Origin of the sequence: Agrobacterium sp. 10MFCol1.1, from assembly GCF_000381165.1 — a bacterium.
Lineage (GTDB): Bacteria > Pseudomonadota > Alphaproteobacteria > Rhizobiales > Rhizobiaceae > Agrobacterium > Agrobacterium tumefaciens.
The window spans coordinates 274,450-291,057 of record NZ_KB906079.1 but is presented as its reverse complement, the minus strand read 5'-3'; the positions used below and the strand labels follow the sequence as shown (position 1 = coordinate 291,057).

Here is a 16,608-nt window from a genome sequence, read left to right as displayed (position 1 = left end):
ATGGCGGAACTTTCGCTCAAGAATGTCGTCAAGCGCTACGGTGCGCTGAAAGTCATCCATGGTGCAGATCTCGATATTGCCGATGGCGAGTTCGTGGTCTTCGTCGGCCCGTCCGGCTGTGGCAAATCAACGCTTCTGCGTATGATCGCGGGGCTGGAGGATATATCGGACGGCGATATCAGTATCGGCGGCAGAACGGTCAACGATGCCGATCCGGCCGATCGCGGCATCGCCATGGTGTTTCAATCCTATGCGCTTTATCCGCACATGACGGTTGCCGAAAACCTGTCCTTCGGCCTGAGGATGAACGGTAATCCCAGGGCCGACACGGAAAAGCGTGTCAGCCGCGCCGCCGAAATCCTGCAGATCAACGAGTTGATGGAACGCCGGCCAAAGCAGCTTTCCGGCGGGCAGCGGCAGCGTGTCGCCATCGGCCGCGCCATCGTGCGCGAACCGCAGGTGTTTCTGTTCGACGAGCCCTTGTCGAACCTCGATGCGGAACTTCGGGTGCAGATGCGGGTGGAAATCTCGCGGCTGCACAAGCAGCTTGGCACCACGATGATCTATGTCACCCACGACCAGACCGAGGCGATGACGCTGGCCGACAAGATCGTGGTTTTGAGGGCGGGCAATATCGAACAGGTTGGTGCCCCGCTCGATCTTTATGACGACCCCGCCAACCGTTTCGTTGCCGGTTTCGTCGGTTCGCCGAAGATGAATTTTCTGGAGGCGACCGTCATCGGTACGGGTGGACAAAGCGTCACGCTGTCGCTCGACAGCGATCCTGCCGTGCGGCTGACCCTGCCGATCAAGGACCGGCTCGATGAGGGAAGCAAGGTCTCGCTCGGTATCCGGCCCGAACATTTTGCTGATGTCGGGCAGGGCGATGCCGATCTCACCGTCCACGTCGATGTCGCCGAGCACCTCGGCAATACCAGCTATGTCTATGCCCGTACGGAAGGCGGTGAGCAACTCGTCATCGAGCGGCCGGAATCGCGAGACGTCGCCAATCGTGACCGGCTGACGGTCGGTCTTTCCGCCCGCAAGGCATTTCTTTTCGACAGTCAGGGCAATCGCCTGCGCTGAACCCTTTCCCAAGCACGCAAGTCAAGACGAGGATTTCATGACGACCGACCAACCGATCCGCTGGGGCATTATCGGCCCGGGCACCATCGCCAAGACCTTTGCGGACGGCATTGCCCATTCCCGCACGGGTAAGCTCGAGGCTATCGCCACCCGCAATCCGGACAAGCCCGGCCTTGCTGACGCCTTTCCCGGCGCGCGCATCATCCACGGTTACGATGCGCTGCTTTCCGATCCCCATATCGACGCCGTCTATATCGCCACGCCCCATACCGGCCATGCGGAATGGGCGATCAAGGCGATCCGTGCGGGCAAAAACGTGCTGGTGGAAAAGCCCATCGCGCTTTCCGCCTATGACGCCGACGCCATTTTCCACGAAGCGAAAAAAGCTGATGTCTTCGCGGGCGAGGCGTATATGTACCGCCTGCATCCGCAGACGGCAAAACTGGTAGAGTTGATCAGGAACCGCGCCGTTGGCGATATCCGCATCATCCGCTCCAGTTTCGGTTTTAACATGGGGTCTTTCCGTGCCGACCATCGTCTGTTTTCCAATGAGACGGCAGGCGGCGGCATTCTCGATGTCGGCGGTTATCCCGTATCCATGGTGCGGCTGATTGCCGGTGCAGTCGATGGAAAACCCTTTGCTGAACCCGAAAAGATTGTAGGTGCGGCCCATCTCGGCCAGTCGGGCGTCGATGAATGGGCTTCGGCCGTTCTAAAATTTTCGAACGGTATCGTTGCCGAAGTCTCCTGCTCGATCATGGCAGGCCAGGACAATGTGCTGCGCATCATCGGTTCGGAAGGCCGTATCGAAGTCAAGGATTTCTGGTTCGCCGCCGGCCACAAGGGTGGCACCGGCCGGATCGATATTTTCAGGGGCGACAAGGTCGAAACCATCGAATTGCCGGAAGACCGTTGGCTCTATTCCTTCGAAGTCGATGCGGCAGGTGAGGCGATAAGGCAGGGCAAGCAGGAATTCGGCGCGCCCGGCATGGGCTGGGCCGACAGTCTCGGCAATCTACGTGTCATGGACCAGTGGCGTGCCGCCGTTGGCCTGGAATACAGCGTCGAAAAAGCAACCTCTCGCATCACGAATATTGCCGGTGGCAAGGTCGTGGCAGGCAATGCGGTTCCGAAGCGGCAGATACCCGGCCTCACCAAACTCGCTTCGGTGGTTGCGCTCGGTTTCGAGTTCTTCCCCAATTTCGCCTCCGCGTCCCTGACGCTCGATGCTTTTTATGAGGCGGGCGGCAATCTGTTCGATACGGCTTATGTCTATGGCGGCGGCAAGACGGAAGCCATATTCGGTGACTGGCACACCAGCCGCAACGTGCCGCGCGAAGAAATCGTGCTGATCGGCAAAGGCGCGCATTCGCCCCTCTGCTATCCGGACATGATCGCCAAGCAGCTCAACCAGTCGCTAGAGCGTCTGAAGACGGATTATGTCGATGTCTATTTCATGCATCGTGACAATCCCGACGTGCCGGTCGGCGAATTTGTCGATGCGATGGATGCCGAAGTCCGGCGTGGTCGCATTCGGGGCATTTTTGGCGGATCGAACTGGACGCGCGAGCGTATGGACGAGGCCACCGCCTATGCGCAAGAGAACGGCAAGCAGGCGCCGGGCGCACTTTCCAACAATTTCTCGCTTGCCGAAATGCTCGATCCCATCTGGGCGGGGTGTGTGGCGGCATCGGATGATGAGTGGAAGGCATGGCTCCAATCCCGCCAGATCCCGAATTTCGCCTGGTCGAGCCAGGGGCGTGGCTTTTTCACCGACCGGGCGGGGCGGGACAAGCGAGATGACGAGGAAATCGTCCGCGTCTGGTATTCCGACCGCAACTTCGACCGCCGCGACCGGGCGATCGAGCTTGCCCGGAAACTCGGCCGCCATCCGATCCACATCGCGCTCGCTTATGTCATCGCCCAGCCTTTCCCGGTCATTCCGCTGATCGGGCCGCGCACCGTTGCCGAACTGGAGGACAGCCTTTCTGCGCTGGATATCAAGCTGACGGCTGAGCAGGTTAAGTGGCTGGAGGCGTGACGCGACACGAGGCGGCGGGTTTTCCGCGGTCTCCGGATGGATGATAAAGTCGGCTACCTCTCCTGCGTCATGCCGGGCTTGACCCGGCATCCGGCCACGGTGTGCCAGCGCCGTGGCCGGAGCCTTTTGCAATCAAGGAATTGACCGTGCTGGACCCCGTATCTCGTCAGGGTGACGGAATGCGGATGCTGTGATTGTGCTAAAGCACTGTTTTATAGGAGGACTATCCCCAACCTCCTACCTTATCTTGTTTTCCTGCTTCTTTCTCTCAGCAGCCGCTGATAAATCGGAATCTTGATATAATTGCGCCCGCCTGAAAACACGGGGGTGAAACAATCTACCGGGGTTCTTATGGGCGATATCGATCGAGGCCGTGCGCAGCAGTTGATGGGTGAGGCGGGCATGGATGCGCTGGTGCTCTTCCAGCCCGAAGCCTTCCGTTATGCCGTTGGAGCACATGCGGGCGTTGCGACGATGTGGGGCAGGGCGGGGTCGGCGATTGCGCTTGTGCCAGCCGATGCTGCGTCCGGGCTTGCCGCCGTCGTCAGCGATCACGCCGCACCTCTTGTCGAGAAGGCCGCGCCTGATGTCGATCTGCGCCGGCATCGCATCTGGATCGATATGGTCGATATGTCGGGTGTCGAAAACGTCTCGCAGGTAGACGGTGCCTATCGCCGAAACAATTCCGGCGGACAGAGGCCGGAGACATTCGATCGCGCCGCCTGCTTTGTTTTGCTGGCCGACCTTCTGCAGGAACGCGGGCTGTCTGCGGCGCGCATCGGTGCCGATCTCGAATTCATGCCCGCCGCCGATTTTTCGGCTCTTCGTGAGGCGACGCCCGCTGTGACCTGGGTTGATGGTTCGACAGTGCTGAAACGTCTGCGTGCGGTGAAATCCGTTCGCGAGATTGAACTTCTCAGGCGGGCCGCAGCGGCCGCTGAGGCCGGGCTGGTCGAGATGGCGGCGGCCGTGCGGCCGGGCGTGGCGCTCAGCGAGCTTTCCAACGCGTGGAAAGCCGGCGCTCAGTCGCATGCCTTGAAGTCGGGTTTTTCGCTGAGCGGCCATTGGGACTATATATCGGTCGGTCCGGCCCTGTCGGATATGACGGCGGTCGTCGCGCCCGGTGCCCTGATCAAGGCCGATGTTGGCACGCTGGTCGATGGTTATTCGTCGGATGGTGCGCGGACGTTTTCATGGGGTCCGGTCTCTCCGCTCGCGGCCAATATTTTCAAGGCGCTGGAGGCAGCTTTTGCCAGCGGGCTGGAAGCGATTCGTCCCGGCAATACATTCGGTGCGGTGCACGCCGCCATGCTGGCTTCGATGCGCAAAGACGGATTCAGCGAATATTATCGCGGTCACTTCGGCCATTCCGTCGGCGGCGGCGTAGGCATCGAGGAATGGCCGTTCTTTTCCCATGACAATGAGGAGGTCATTCTTCCCGGCATGGTCGTGGCACTTGAAGCGCCGTTTTACGGCGAAGGTCTGGGCGCGCTGATGATCGAGGACCAGTTCCTCGTTACTACAGCAGGGGCAGAGTGCATGAACAGCCTGCCACGCACCCTGCGGGATTTGTCCCGCGCCTGAGGCCGGCCAGGTTCAAAGAAAGTCGTCGCGGCGAGGGGTGAAGCAGTCGATCAGTTCGCCCTCTTCCAGGCAGAGGCAGCCGTGCTCGACATGGCCGGGAATGATGAGGCTGTCGCCTTTCTGCAGGTCGTAGGCTTCGCCATCGCGGTAAAAGCGGAAGCTGCCGCTGGCGACATAGGTGGATTGCACATGCGGATGGTTATGCAGCTTGCCTTCGGCGCCGGTCTTGAAGCGGAACGAAACCACCATCAGCTCTGGCGCTTCGGAAAGCACGGTGCGTTCAACACCATCGTCGGGTGAAACGGTGGGGAATGTCGGAAGCTGCTGCATGTCGTTCTCCTCGGTCATGCGATGTCGTTCAAGCTTGAAATTCAGCGCGGCGCGCGCAGCATGGCGCGGTAACGCGTCTGGCTGCTTTTCAGGTGGTGGCGCATGGCGCTTCTTGCCGCCTCTTCGTCGCCGTCCTGTATCGCAATCAGGATCGCTTCGTGCTCACCGACAAGCCGGTTGAGGTCAGCGGGCGAAAGCACGGTTTCCTTGCCGTTTTCGGCAACGGCGCGGCGCGGAATGAGCGTTGGGCCAAGCACCTGTAGAAACTCGCTGAAGCGCGGATTGTTGGTTGCGTCGGCAACGGCCAGGTGAAAAGCGAAGTCGGCCTCTGCTGTCGGAATGCCCTTGGCGGCGCTGGCGCGGAAGGCATCGAAGGCTTCGATGATTTTCTCCTCCTGCGCCGGGGAGCGGCGAACGGCCGCAAGACCGGCGGCATCACCTTCCACGGCGGTGCGCAGTTCGAGCATTTCGATAAGGGACGAGACGCGGGCAAGATCGACATTATGGAACGGCCGTCGCTCGACAGGCGCTGGCTCCAGCACGAAGACGCCCGCACCCTGACGCGGCTCGACCAGCCCATCGGACCTCAGTGAGGCGATGGCCTCGCGCACCACGGTGCGGCTTACGCCGAATTCCTGCGTCATCTGCGCTTCGGAAGGCAGGCGCTCGCCTGTCTTATAACGGCCCTTGGCGATCTGGCTGCGGAGCTCCTCGGAAACCTTCACCACAAGCGTCTTGGCTTGCGGAGCTGCCGGTTCGGAGGTTATCGCTTTTGTCATTGTCATCGCCGTTCTAAAAAAGGGTGCAGGTTAGCGTCCGGTATTCCTCGATACGTCATTCGCGGTCCGGCTTGCAATCCCGCTGCACGCGCAGGAAAGACCGGTTATCATGCCTGTCGGTCCCGAATGGCATTTCAAGTCGCCTTGAAGATCGGATTGTCGATGAAAACGCCGCCCTGAAAACGCGCCACCGCATCTTTAGGGTCTGGTTGCGGTGTTGTCTCGGCAATGTACTGCCGGAAAGTCTCGGCGTTGTCCTTCGGTTTCCAGCCAAGCCAGCCGAGGTGGGAATTGTCCCACCAGCCCGCGTCATTGGCCGATGCGCCCCAGACGACCGGGCAGCCGAGCACCGGCGCGCGGAAAACCGCCTCGATCAGCGATACGAAATCATCCTGCGAAAACCAGGTCGACAACATGCGGTGATTTTGCGGTTCCGGCGTGCAGGAGCCGATACGGACCAGCGCCGTTTCCTGGCCGAATTTTTCGAAATACATGCGGGCGAGGCTTTCGCCGAAACATTTGGACACGCCGTAAAGACCGTCCGGCCGGAAGGGAACGTTGGGGCCAAGCCGCTCTGTCTGGGAATAATAACCGATCGTGTGATTGGAGCTGGCGAAGACGATTCGCGGCTGCCCATGGGCGCGGGCCGCCTCATAGAGATTATAAAGCCCGATGATATTACCGTGAAGGATCTGCTCGAAAGGCCGCTCCACCGATATGCCGCCAAGATGGACAATGCCGTCACAATCGGCGACCATCGCATCGACGGCGCTGGCGTCGGCAAGATCGCATTGCACGCATTCCTCTTTCGGCCCGGCAGGATCGAGCGGCGAAAGATCGGCAAGACGCAATATCTCGGCCATGGGTGCGAGGCGCTTGCGCATGACGCGGCCGAGCTGGCCAGCCGCACCGGTAACAAGAAGCCGTTTCATTGCAATTCTCCCTAAACGAATGGACTGCGGATCATCGAGGCTGCGGGAAACCCCATTCAACGTCTCCGGCGTGGTCGAGATATCCAGGTTCCTCTTGACCTTGTCATACAGATCGTACAAAAAGCGGATAACATATATTATGTCCTATACGCAACAATCATGAAGGATGAGTTTGATGCTGACCGTCGAAACAAGGCAGGCCGTCAACCCGGAATATGCAAAAACGCTCGATACCGATGGGCTTCGCAAGCATTTCCTCGCCAACGACATGTTCCGTTCCGGCGAAATCAGGCTGATCTATACCCATTACGACCGTTTCGTCATGGGCGGCGCGGTGCCTGATGGTGCCCCGCTGATGCTGGACAAGGTCGAGGAAACCAAGACGCCGTCGTTCCTTGACAGGCGCGAGATGGGCATCGTCAATATCGGCGACACCGGCACCGTCAACGCTGGTGGCGAGACGTATACGCTCAATCGTGGCGACGTTCTGTATCTCGGTGCGGGAAGCGGTGCGGTAACTTTCGATGGCGCGGGCCGGTTCTACATCACTTCATGCCCGGCGCATCGCAGCCTGCCGGCAAAGCTCGTCAGCCTTGCCGACAGCAAGGAGGTCAAGCTTGGTGCGACCGAGACCTCCAACAAGCGCACAATCAACCAGTTCATCCACCCACTCGTCATGGAAAGCTGCCAGCTGGTGCTCGGCTATACGACGCTAGAGGACGGCTCCGTCTGGAACACCATTCCGTCGCATATTCATGATCGCCGCATGGAGGCCTATCTCTATTTCGGCATGGATGAAAAGTCGCGCGTTCTGCACCTGATGGGTGAGCCGCAGGAAACGCGGCATCTCTTCATTTCCAACGAAGAGGGTGCCATTTCTCCACCCTGGTCGATCCATTCCGGCGCTGGCATCGGCTCTTACACGTTCATCTGGGCCATGGCTGGGGACAATGTCGATTATACCGACATGGACTTCATTCAGCCGGGGGATCTGAAATGAAAAATCCCTTTTCGCTTCAAGGGCGTAAGGCGCTGGTGACGGGTGCCAATACGGGGCTTGGTCAAGCAATCGCCGTCGGCCTCGCCGCGGCCGGCGCGGAAGTTGTCTGCGCCGCCCGCCGCGCGCCGGACGAGACGCTGGACATGATCGCGAAGAACGGCGGCAAGGCCGCCGCATTGTCGATTGATTTTGCCGATCCACTCGCCGCCAGGGACAGCTTTGCCGACGCCGGTTTCGATATTCTCGTCAACAATGCCGGCATCATTCGCCGCGCCGATTCCGTGGAGTTTTCAGAACTCGACTGGGATGAGGTGATGGACGTCAATCTCAAGGCGCTGTTTTTCACCACGCAGGCCTTCGCCAAGGAATTGCTGGCGAAAGGTCGTCCGGGCAAGGTAGTCAATATCGCCTCGCTACTGTCGTTTCAGGGCGGCATCCGCGTACCGTCCTATACGGCGGCGAAGCATGGCGTTGCGGGTCTGACCAAGCTTCTGGCAAATGAGTGGGCCGCGAAGGGCATCAACGTCAATGCCATTGCGCCCGGTTACATCGAAACCAACAATACCGAGGCGTTGCGGGCGGATGCTGCCCGCAACAAGGCCATTCTGGAGCGCATCCCGGCAGGCCGCTGGGGGCATTCTGAAGACATCGCCGGGGCGGCGGTTTTCCTCGCCTCGCCGGCGGCCGACTACGTGCATGGCGCCATCCTCAATGTCGATGGTGGCTGGCTGGCGCGCTAATGCGCGCCGGTTTTCAAAATTCATCATATAACTTGTATGATGACTTGTTGACAAATATGCGGCAAGCGGTTTAGGTGGCTTCCAGTCAGTGAACTTGCAGAGGAATACGGATTATGAACCCTGAACAAATCAAGGCGGCGCTTGGCTCCGGCCTGCTCTCCTTCCCGGTAACGCATTTTGATTCCGAGGGTCGTTTTGCGGCCGATAGCTACAGGGCGCATGTCGAATGGCTTGCCGGTTACAAGGCGCCGGTGCTGTTTGCCGCCGGCGGTACGGGCGAGTTCTTCTCGCTGAAGCCGGATGAAATCCCTGCTATCGTTTCGGCTGCCAAGGAAGTGGCCGGTGAAACGGCAATCGTTTCCGGCTGCGGCTACGGCACCGAAGTTGCGGTTGATATCGCACGCTCGGTGGAAAAAGTCGGTGCTGATGGCATCCTGCTTCTGCCGCATTATCTCATCGATGCGCCGCAGGAAGGCCTTTACGCGCACATCAAGAAAATATGCCAGTCGGTCGGCATCGGCGTCATGGTTTATAACCGCGACAATTCGGTGCTTCAGGCGGATACGCTGGCGCGTCTCTGCGATGAGTGCCCGAACCTCGTCGGCTTCAAGGACGGCACCGGTGATATCGGTCTCGTTCGCCAGATCACCGCCAAGATGGGTGACCGCCTGATGTATCTCGGCGGCATGCCGACGGCGGAACTGTTTGCCGAAGCCTATCTCGGCGCCGGTTTCACCACCTATTCCTCGGCCGTCTTCAACTTCGTGCCGGGCCTTGCCAACGAGTTCTATGCGGCGCTGCGGGCCGGCGAGCGCGCCACCTGCGAACGCATCCTGACGGAATTCTTCTATCCGTTCATGGCGATCCGCAATCGCGCCAAGGGTTACGCTGTCTCCGCCATCAAGGCTGGCGTTCGCCTGCAGGGCTTTGATGCGGGTCCGGTGCGCGCGCCGCTGAAGGATCTGACGAATGAGGAAATCGGCATGCTCGATGCCCTGATCGGCACGCACAAGCGCAAGGTGTGATCAAGGTATAACGGGAGGGGAACGATGAAGATCACAGCGGTGCGCACGCATCTGCTCGAACATCGGCTGGCCACGTCGTTTGAAAGCGCATCCATGCGCTTTGACCGGCGTGCCCACGTTCTGGTCGAAATCGAATGCGATGACGGGACCGTCGGCTGGGGCGAATGCCTCGGTCCGGCGCGACCGAACGCCGCCGTGGTTCAGGCCTATTCCGGTTGGCTTATTGGCCAGGATCCCCGCCAGACCGAAAAGATCTGGGCGGTACTTTACAATGCCCTGCGCGACCAGGGCCAGCGCGGCCTCAGCATTACAGCCCTGTCCGGCATCGATATAGCGCTGTGGGATATCAAGGGAAAGCATTACGGCACCTCCATCTCCATGCTGCTCGGCGGGCGCTGGCGCGAAAGCGTGCGCGCCTACGCCACCGGCAGCTTCAAGCGTGATGGGGTCGACCGCATCTCCGACAATGCCAATGAGATGGCTGAGCGCCGTGCAGAGGGTTTTCACGCCTGCAAGATCAAGATCGGTTTCGGCATCGAGGAGGATCTTGCGGTCATTGCCGCCGTGCGCGAAGCGATCGGGCCGGATATGCGGCTGATGATCGACGCCAATCACGGCTATACCGTTACCGAAGCCATCGCGCTCGGCAATCGTGCGGCTGAATACGGCATCGACTGGTTCGAGGAGCCGGTGGTTCCCGAGCAGCTCGATGCCTATGCGCGCGTGCGGGCAGGCCAACCAATCCCGGTTGCGGGAGGCGAGACCTGGCACGGGCGTTACGGCATGTGGCAGGCGCTTTCCGCCGGTGCCGTGGATATTCTCCAACCAGACCTCTGCGGTTGCGGCGGCTTTTCCGAAACGCAGAAGATTGCCACGCTTGCCACGCTGCACGGCGTGCGCATTGTGCCGCATGTGTGGGGCACGGGCGTGCAGATCGCCGCTGCCCTGCAGTTCATGGCCGCGATGGTGCCCGATCCGGTGCGGGTAAACCCCGTCGAGCCGATCATGGAATTCGATCGGACGCATAATCCGTTCCGTCAGGCCGTGCTGCAACAGCCGGTAGAGGCGGTGAACGGTGTCGTCGCCATTCCCGATGGTCCCGGTCTCGGCATCGAGATCAACCGCGACGCACTCGTTGAATTCAGGATGCCACAGCCATGAGCGAACTTGTCAGAAAACTAAGCGGGACACCGCCGCAGCCAGCGTTTCCGAAAGGGGCGGTCGATACTCAGATGCATATGTATCTGCCCGGATATCCAGCCTTGCCGGGTGGGCCGGGCCTGCCTCCGGGTGCGCTGCCGGGGCCTGAGGATTATCGCCAGCTCATGCAATGGCTCGGCATCGACCGCGTCATCATCACCCAGGGCAACGCCCAACAGCGAGATAACGGCAACACGCTGGCCTGCGTGGCAGAAATGGGCGAGGCAGCCCGCGCGGTGGTGATTATCGATGAGAAGACGACTGAAAAGGACATGGAACGACTTGCCGCTGCCGGTGCCGTGGGCGCCCGTATCATGGATTTGCCTGGCGGCGCGGTGAACCTATCGGAACTGGAAGCGGTGGATCAGCGTGCCCATGCGGCCGACTGGATGGTGGCGGTTCAGTTCGACGGCAATGGGCTTCTCGATCATTTGCCGCGCCTTGAAAAAATCCGTTCGCGCTGGGTCTTCGACCACCATGGAAAATTCTTCAGGGGTATCGACACGGATGGCCCGGAAATGGCGGCACTTTTGAAGCTCATCGATCGCGGCAATCTCTGGTTCAAGTTTGCCGGTGTTTATGAAAGTTCGCGCGACGCCTGGCCCTATGAAGATGTTGCAGCCTTTTCGCGCCGTATCGCTGCCCATGCTCCGGAGCGGATCGTCTGGGGGACGAACTGGCCGCACAATTCGGTCCGTGAGACGGCTGCCTATCCGGATGATGCCCGCCTTGCGGAGCTCACACTCGGCTGGCTGCCGGACGATGCGGCCCGTCACCGAGCGCTGGTGGAAAATCCAGAAGCCCTGTTCAAGCTGCCGCCACTCAAGGCGGTGTAGTTTCAATTCGGGATAGTTGGGGAAAGGGAGGTCCCCATCATCCTTTGCAGATGAAAGGTCTTTGCATGCCGGCCCGGATGGGCGTGAAAAATTCGGTCCGTTAGCCTTGGAGGGGTGGGGCCGTTGTTACAACGGAGGAGGAAGAAATGAAAAAGATTGCAAGCATGATGTGCATCGCGATGGGGATCGCGCTGTCAGGCGTTTCCGCCAAGGCGCAGGAAATCACCCTGCGCTCGGCCGATATTCATCCCGACGGTTATCCGACGGTTGAAGCCGTGAAATATATGGGCGAACTTCTGTCGGAACGCTCCAATGGCCGCATCAAGGTGCAGGTCATGAACAATTCGGTTCTCGGCGGTGAGAAGGATACCATCGAGCAGACCCGCTTCGGCGTCATCGACATGAACCGCGTCAACGCTGCGCCTTTCAACAATCTCGTCAAGGAAACCACCGTTCTCGGCCTGCCTTTCCTGTTCCGTTCGACGGAACACATGCACAATACCGTAGACGGCCCGATCGGCGATGAGGTTCTGGCAGCTTTCGAACCGCACGGCCTGATCGGTCTTGCCTTTTACGATTCCGGTGCGCGTTCCTTCTACACAACCAAGAAGCCCATCGAAAAACTGGCGGACCTGAAGGGCCTCAAAATCCGCGTGCAGCAATCGGATCTGTGGATTTCGATGATGCAGGCGTTTGGCGCCAACCCTACGCCGATGCCGATGGGCGAGGTTTACTCCTCGCTTGAAACAGGCGTTGTCGATGGTGCGGAAAACAACTGGCCGTCCTACGAATCCGCCCGTCACTATGAAGTGGCGAAGAACTATTCGCTGACGGAACATTCCCTCAATCCGGAAATCCTCGTCATCTCCAAGATTTCCTATGACAAGCTGTCGCCGGAAGATCAGAAGCTGCTGCGTCAGGCAGCCAAGGATTCCGTTGGCAAGATGCGTGAATTGTGGAGTGCGCGCGAAAAGGCCTCGGAAGAAAAAGTACGCGCCGGTGGCGCCAACGTCATCAAGGTCAACAAGGAAGAGTTCGCCGCCGCGATGGGGCCGGTCTACGACAAGTTCGTCACCGATCCGAAAATGAAAGACCTTCTTGAGCGGGTAAAAGCCGTCAAGTGACATAGGGAAAACCGGCTCTGGCAACAGGGCCGGTTTTCTTTTGTCGTCATTGGTCTGAGGTTGGAGGAGGAAGGCAAATGCGAAACTTCATGCGGGCGATCCGCCCATTTCTCGGCGCGCTCAGCCGTGCGTCACTTTACATCGCCGGCGTCGGCATGGTCGCCATGACCCTTATCGTCGGCTGGCAGGTGTTTGCCCGTTATATCCTGAATGATTCACCAAGTTGGTCCGAGCCGCTGTCGCTTCACCTTATGTCATGGTTCATCATGCTGGGGGCGGCGGTGGGCGTGCGTGAAAGCGTGCATCTGGGGCTGGATATTCTGCGCTATATGATGCCGCCGCGCATACAGGCGGCGATGGACCTGACCAGTCTGGCACTGATCTTCTTTTTCGGGGTTGGCATGTGCTGGTACGGAACCGTCCTCTCTGCCGGAACATGGACGGCGACGATCCCTGTTCTTGGATGGCCGGGCGGCATGGATTTCTTCCCGCTGATCGGTGGCGGTTTTCTGATCGCGCTGTTTGCAGCCGAACGCTTTATCGATCTTGCCATCGGCGAGGAAATCGCGGCGGATGTGTTTGTGCAGGAGGCCGCGTAAATGGCTTACACAATCCTCTTCGGTGTCTTCACCCTTCTGATGCTGATCGGTACGCCGATTGCGTTCTGCCTCGGCATTGCCTCCTTCGCCACCGTTCTTTATCTCGGCCTGCCGCCCATAGTGGTCTTCCAGCAGATGAACTCCGGCATGAACGTGTTTGCGATGATGGCGATCCCGTTCTTCATCTTCGCGGGTGACCTCATGGTCCGCGGCGGTATAGCCCATCGTCTGATCCGTTTTGCGGCCGGTCTTGTCGGTCATCTGCGCGGCGGTCTGGGGCAGGTCAACATCGTCGCTTCGACATTGTTCGGCGGCATTTCCGGCTCGGCTGTCGCCGACGCCTCGGCCGTTGGTGGCCTGATGATCCCGCAAATGGCCAAGCGCGGTTATGACCGGGATTACGCCGTCAACGTCACTGTCAACGCCGCCATCATCGCGCTGATGATCCCGCCTTCGCACAATATGATCCTTTATTCGATCGCGGCGGGTGGCAATGTTTCGGTGGCCGATCTCTTCACCGCCGGCATCATTCCAGGCCTGCTGCTTGCTGCGGCCCTGATGGTCACCGCCTATATCGTCGCGCGGCGCAAGGGTTACCCGTCCGAGCCGTTTCCCGGCTTTTCGAAGCTGATGTATTATCTTCTGGCGTCCTTTCCCGGCATTCTGTTGATCGGCATCATCTTCGGCGGCGTTCGTTCGGGTATCTTCACCGCGACGGAGAGTTCCTGCATTGCCGTTCTCTATGCCTTCCTTGTCGCCATGCTTGTCTATCGTGAGCTGGACTGGAGCGGTTTCGTGGAGGCGGTGATGGGGGCGGTTCGCACGACAGCGATGGTTCTGCTCGTCATCGGCACGGCTGCGTCGTTCGGCTGGTTGATGGCGTTTCTGCAGGTACAGACACTGATGATCGCGACAATCAGCGCGATTTCGGACAATCCGATTATCGTGCTTCTGGTCATCAACGTCATTCTGCTCTTGCTCGGCACTTTCATGGATATGGCACCGATGGTCATCATTTCCACGCCGGTGCTTCTGCCTGTCGTGAAGGCCTTCGGCATCGATCCCGTGCATTTCGGCGTCGTGATGATCCTGAACGCCGGTATCGGTCTCAATACGCCGCCGGTCGGAACGGTGCTCTTCGTGGGATGTGCGGTTGGCGGCATAACGATACGGGAAGCGATGCGAACGATCTGGCCGTTCTTCGGCGCCAGCATAGCCGTGCTGCTCGCCGTCACCTACATTCCGTCGCTTTCACTTTGGTTGCCGTCACTTTTCCGGTAGTTCCAAAGCTTTATCGCAAGAAGGCCCCGCTATGCCGGGGCCTTTTGCATTTCGGTGGCAAGCAGCCTCTGCTGTTCGTGCTCGTCAAACGCCATCAGATTGCCGTGCCGGCTGCGGCGTATCCTGTTCATGTGGTCGCGCGGGCTCAACCCCAATGTGCGCTTGAACATCCGTGAAAAATAATAGGGATCTCCATAACCTACTTCTGCCGCCGCAGCCGCAACTGAAAGCCCGGCTTCAAGAAAATGCATGGCACGTTCCATGCGTTTGAATTCCTGATATTTCCTCGGCGTGCGCCCCACCCGTTTCTGGAACTCACGCAGGAAATAGTCGCGATTATAGGGGGCTGCGTCGGTCGCCCTTGCGGCGATTTCAGGGTCGAGCGGATTGGCGGAAATCATCGTGATCGCTTTCATGACAGCCAGATCCAGGGCTTCGGCACCTTCCGGCTGGAAACTTGGACGGTCGACCCATCCGAGAAATGCATCATCGATAAATGCGATCAGCAACACCATGAACAGGTGATGCTGGCCAAGCGTGACAGAGGAGGGCGGAGCGCTCTGCCGATAGTGGCGCACCAGCGGCTCCAGCAGCGGCCAGCGGCTCAGCGAAAGTTTCGGCTTGAGGTCCATCTGCGCGACAAGGTTGTGGCGACCGTAAATATCCAGCGTGAAATGCTGTGCCACTCCCCGATAGGTGACGGCCTGTTCATTCCAGCCGATAAAATGCTGCCCCCTGAAAATCAGCATGGCGTCGCCAGGCTCCAGCACCCGTGCTTCACCGTCCACGAGATAATGCCCGCGACCCTCCAGGCAGATAATGAGATCGTCCACCTGATTGGATTTGTCGATCTGCCAGGTGCGGGAGTGCTCCATCTTGATCGTGGCGCGCGTGAGATTAAGCGTGAGCGCCGCAGGCGGAACGGACGAGAGAATGCCACCTTCGATTTCGTCCATCTTTTTCCTCGTCTTTGTTAATTCACCTTGGCTCGGAAATTTGGTTTTGTCACCTCACAAACTGCTAATGCGCGCCGTATCAATGAGGGAGGAGATCGGCTTCGGCGAGAAATTGCGCCATCATGCGCCCGCCGTCAGCCGTTCCGGGAGAATCACTTGCACGAAATTGTATTCTGTTATCCGCGCCTTTCCGGGGTGGGGGAGGAGCGTCATGAAATCTAATCGCTTCCTCGGGCTGGGATATCTGACGCCCTACATCATCGGACTTCTGGTTTTCACGGCGATCCCGTTTCTAGGTTCCCTGTATCTCAGCTTCACCCGCTACGACCTGATGAGTGACCCCACATGGGCGGGACTGGCCAATTACGAGCGGCTCTTCACCCGTGATCGCACGTTCATGAAATCCCTGAACGTCACCCTGTTTTATGTGTTTCTGACGGTGCCGTTGAAGCTTGCCTTCGCGCTGTTCATCGCGGCAATACTCAATTACAAGCTGCAATTCATCAATTTTTTCCGCACCGCCTTTTACGTTCCGTCCATCCTCGGCGGTTCGATCGCGATTGCGGTGCTGTGGCGCTACATCTTCGCAAGCGAAGGGCTGGCCAACATGGCGCTGGCGGCAATCGGCCTGTCGCCGGTGGACTGGTTTGGCGATCCCGCCAATGCGCTTTTTACAATTACGCTGCTGCGCTGCTGGCAGTTCGGTTCGGCCATGGTGATCTTTCTCGCCGCGCTGCAATCCATCGACAAGTCGCTTTATGAGGCAGCGGCAATCGACGGCGCAGGCAAGGTAAAGACGTTCTTCTTCATCACCCTGCCGCTTCTGACGCCGGTCATCTTTTTCAACCTGATCATGCAGATGGTGCAGGCATTCCAGGAGTTTAACGGGCCTTACATCATCACCCAGGGCGGGCCGTTGAAGTCTACCTATCTGCTGCCTCTCTATATTTACGATGAGGCTTTCAAGAAGTTCAACATGGGCTATGCCTCCGCCATCGCCTGGGTTCTTTTCACCATCATCACCGTGCTGACCCTCGTGGCCTTCTGGTCCTCGAAAAAATGGGTCTATTACGCCGGCGACAAGCGGAATTGATG

The 16,608-nt window shown here is 59.1% G+C and carries 16 protein-coding genes; 12 read left to right on the top strand and 4 right to left on the bottom strand.

Features of this window, described 5'->3' with window-relative positions; translation table 11 throughout:
- The 3 genes from F617_RS0119955 to F617_RS0119945 all read left to right on the top strand — a co-directional run bounded on the left by F617_RS0119955 (position 1) and on the right by F617_RS0119945 (position 4,711).
- The gene (locus F617_RS0119955; protein WP_019566480.1) at positions 1 to 1,086 is read left to right on the top strand and encodes an ABC transporter ATP-binding protein; all 1,086 of its coding nucleotides are present in this window, start codon (positions 1 to 3) and stop codon (positions 1,084 to 1,086) included.
- A 37-nt stretch (positions 1,087 to 1,123) separates the two neighbouring features.
- Positions 1,124 to 3,127 carry an aldo/keto reductase gene (locus tag F617_RS0119950; RefSeq protein ID WP_019566479.1) on the top strand — a complete coding sequence of 668 codons (2,004 nt, stop codon included), beginning with the start codon at positions 1,124 to 1,126 and terminating at the stop codon, positions 3,125 to 3,127.
- Between the two features lie 351 nt (positions 3,128 to 3,478).
- Complete coding sequence (locus tag F617_RS0119945) at positions 3,479 to 4,711, top strand: Xaa-Pro peptidase family protein (protein WP_019566478.1); 1,233 nt, start codon at positions 3,479 to 3,481, stop codon at positions 4,709 to 4,711.
- Between the two features lie 12 nt (positions 4,712 to 4,723).
- On the opposite strand, the gene F617_RS0119940 is transcribed toward F617_RS0119945, so the two are convergent.
- The 3 genes from F617_RS0119940 to F617_RS0119930 all read right to left on the bottom strand — a co-directional run bounded on the left by F617_RS0119940 (position 4,724) and on the right by F617_RS0119930 (position 6,752).
- The gene (locus F617_RS0119940) at positions 4,724 to 5,041 is read right to left on the bottom strand and encodes a cupin domain-containing protein (RefSeq protein WP_003517929.1); all 318 of its coding nucleotides are present in this window, start codon (positions 5,039 to 5,041) and stop codon (positions 4,724 to 4,726) included.
- A 41-nt stretch (positions 5,042 to 5,082) separates the two neighbouring features.
- Positions 5,083 to 5,820 carry a FadR/GntR family transcriptional regulator gene (locus F617_RS0119935; protein ID WP_003517927.1) on the bottom strand — a complete coding sequence of 246 codons (738 nt, stop codon included), beginning with the start codon at positions 5,818 to 5,820 and terminating at the stop codon, positions 5,083 to 5,085.
- A 134-nt stretch (positions 5,821 to 5,954) separates the two neighbouring features.
- Entirely contained in the window at positions 5,955 to 6,752 is a 798-nt protein-coding gene (locus tag F617_RS0119930; protein ID WP_019566476.1) for an NAD(P)-dependent oxidoreductase, read from the bottom strand.
- 175 nt (positions 6,753 to 6,927) lie between these two features.
- Between F617_RS0119930 and kduI the strand changes: the two genes are divergently transcribed.
- The 8 genes from kduI to F617_RS0119890 all read left to right on the top strand — a co-directional run bounded on the left by kduI (position 6,928) and on the right by F617_RS0119890 (position 14,557).
- Complete coding sequence (kduI, locus tag F617_RS0119925) at positions 6,928 to 7,752, top strand: 5-dehydro-4-deoxy-D-glucuronate isomerase (protein WP_003517924.1); 825 nt, start codon at positions 6,928 to 6,930, stop codon at positions 7,750 to 7,752.
- Positions 7,749 to 8,492 (top strand): 2-dehydro-3-deoxy-D-gluconate 5-dehydrogenase KduD, encoded by a 744-nt coding sequence (gene kduD / locus F617_RS0119920; RefSeq protein ID WP_013761417.1) that lies wholly within the window; start codon positions 7,749 to 7,751, stop codon positions 8,490 to 8,492. Before kduI ends, kduD begins: the two co-directional genes overlap by 4 nt.
- A gap of 113 nt (positions 8,493 to 8,605) precedes the next feature.
- On the top strand, positions 8,606 to 9,517 hold the full coding sequence (gene kdgD, locus F617_RS0119915; protein ID WP_003517921.1) for a 5-dehydro-4-deoxyglucarate dehydratase: 912 nt from the start codon (positions 8,606 to 8,608) through the stop codon (positions 9,515 to 9,517).
- 24 nt (positions 9,518 to 9,541) lie between these two features.
- A complete protein-coding gene (locus tag F617_RS0119910; protein WP_019566475.1) occupies positions 9,542 to 10,678 on the top strand; it encodes a D-galactarolactone cycloisomerase in 1,137 nt (378 codons plus the stop codon).
- Positions 10,675 to 11,553, top strand: coding sequence for an amidohydrolase family protein (locus F617_RS0119905; RefSeq protein ID WP_013761415.1), 879 nt, complete (start codon positions 10,675 to 10,677; stop codon positions 11,551 to 11,553). Before F617_RS0119910 ends, F617_RS0119905 begins: the two co-directional genes overlap by 4 nt.
- A 146-nt stretch (positions 11,554 to 11,699) precedes the next feature.
- On the top strand, positions 11,700 to 12,677 hold the full coding sequence (locus F617_RS0119900) for a TRAP transporter substrate-binding protein (RefSeq protein WP_003517915.1): 978 nt from the start codon (positions 11,700 to 11,702) through the stop codon (positions 12,675 to 12,677).
- Positions 12,678 to 12,754: 77 nt separating this feature from the next.
- On the top strand, positions 12,755 to 13,276 hold the full coding sequence (locus tag F617_RS0119895; RefSeq protein ID WP_019566473.1) for a TRAP transporter small permease: 522 nt from the start codon (positions 12,755 to 12,757) through the stop codon (positions 13,274 to 13,276).
- Positions 13,277 to 14,557, top strand: a complete 1,281-nt coding sequence (locus F617_RS0119890) for a TRAP transporter large permease (RefSeq protein WP_003517912.1) — start codon at positions 13,277 to 13,279, stop codon at positions 14,555 to 14,557.
- A 29-nt stretch (positions 14,558 to 14,586) separates the two neighbouring features.
- Here F617_RS0119890 and F617_RS0119885 read toward each other — a convergent pair whose 3' ends face one another.
- Positions 14,587 to 15,513, bottom strand: coding sequence for an AraC family transcriptional regulator (locus tag F617_RS0119885; RefSeq protein ID WP_019566472.1), 927 nt, complete (start codon positions 15,511 to 15,513; stop codon positions 14,587 to 14,589).
- A 211-nt stretch (positions 15,514 to 15,724) separates the two neighbouring features.
- Here F617_RS0119885 and F617_RS0119880 point away from each other — a divergent pair, with 211 nt between their 5' ends.
- Positions 15,725 to 16,606 carry a carbohydrate ABC transporter permease gene (locus tag F617_RS0119880; protein ID WP_003517909.1) on the top strand — a complete coding sequence of 294 codons (882 nt, stop codon included), beginning with the start codon at positions 15,725 to 15,727 and terminating at the stop codon, positions 16,604 to 16,606.
- Positions 16,607 to 16,608 lie beyond the last annotated feature (2 nt).

What these genes read in the sequence shown, in the direction of transcription:
- F617_RS0119955 (WP_019566480.1), top strand. Translation starts at nt 1, where the DNA reads ATGGCGGAACTTTCGCTCAAGAATGTCGTCAAGCGCTACGGTGCGCTG.
- F617_RS0119950 (WP_019566479.1), top strand. Translation starts at nt 1,124, where the DNA reads ATGACGACCGACCAACCGATCCGCTGGGGCATTATCGGCCCGGGCACC.
- F617_RS0119945 (WP_019566478.1), top strand. Translation starts at nt 3,479, where the DNA reads ATGGGCGATATCGATCGAGGCCGTGCGCAGCAGTTGATGGGTGAGGCG.
- F617_RS0119940 (WP_003517929.1), bottom strand. Translation starts at nt 5,041, where the DNA reads ATGCAGCAGCTTCCGACATTCCCCACCGTTTCACCCGACGATGGTGTT.
- F617_RS0119935 (WP_003517927.1), bottom strand. Translation starts at nt 5,820, where the DNA reads ATGACAAAAGCGATAACCTCCGAACCGGCAGCTCCGCAAGCCAAGACG.
- F617_RS0119930 (WP_019566476.1), bottom strand. Translation starts at nt 6,752, where the DNA reads ATGAAACGGCTTCTTGTTACCGGTGCGGCTGGCCAGCTCGGCCGCGTC.
- kduI (WP_003517924.1), top strand. Translation starts at nt 6,928, where the DNA reads ATGCTGACCGTCGAAACAAGGCAGGCCGTCAACCCGGAATATGCAAAA.
- kduD (WP_013761417.1), top strand. Translation starts at nt 7,749, where the DNA reads ATGAAAAATCCCTTTTCGCTTCAAGGGCGTAAGGCGCTGGTGACGGGT.
- kdgD (WP_003517921.1), top strand. Translation starts at nt 8,606, where the DNA reads ATGAACCCTGAACAAATCAAGGCGGCGCTTGGCTCCGGCCTGCTCTCC.
- F617_RS0119910 (WP_019566475.1), top strand. Translation starts at nt 9,542, where the DNA reads ATGAAGATCACAGCGGTGCGCACGCATCTGCTCGAACATCGGCTGGCC.
- F617_RS0119905 (WP_013761415.1), top strand. Translation starts at nt 10,675, where the DNA reads ATGAGCGAACTTGTCAGAAAACTAAGCGGGACACCGCCGCAGCCAGCG.
- F617_RS0119900 (WP_003517915.1), top strand. Translation starts at nt 11,700, where the DNA reads ATGAAAAAGATTGCAAGCATGATGTGCATCGCGATGGGGATCGCGCTG.
- F617_RS0119895 (WP_019566473.1), top strand. Translation starts at nt 12,755, where the DNA reads ATGCGAAACTTCATGCGGGCGATCCGCCCATTTCTCGGCGCGCTCAGC.
- F617_RS0119890 (WP_003517912.1), top strand. Translation starts at nt 13,277, where the DNA reads ATGGCTTACACAATCCTCTTCGGTGTCTTCACCCTTCTGATGCTGATC.
- F617_RS0119885 (WP_019566472.1), bottom strand. Translation starts at nt 15,513, where the DNA reads ATGGACGAAATCGAAGGTGGCATTCTCTCGTCCGTTCCGCCTGCGGCG.
- F617_RS0119880 (WP_003517909.1), top strand. Translation starts at nt 15,725, where the DNA reads ATGAAATCTAATCGCTTCCTCGGGCTGGGATATCTGACGCCCTACATC.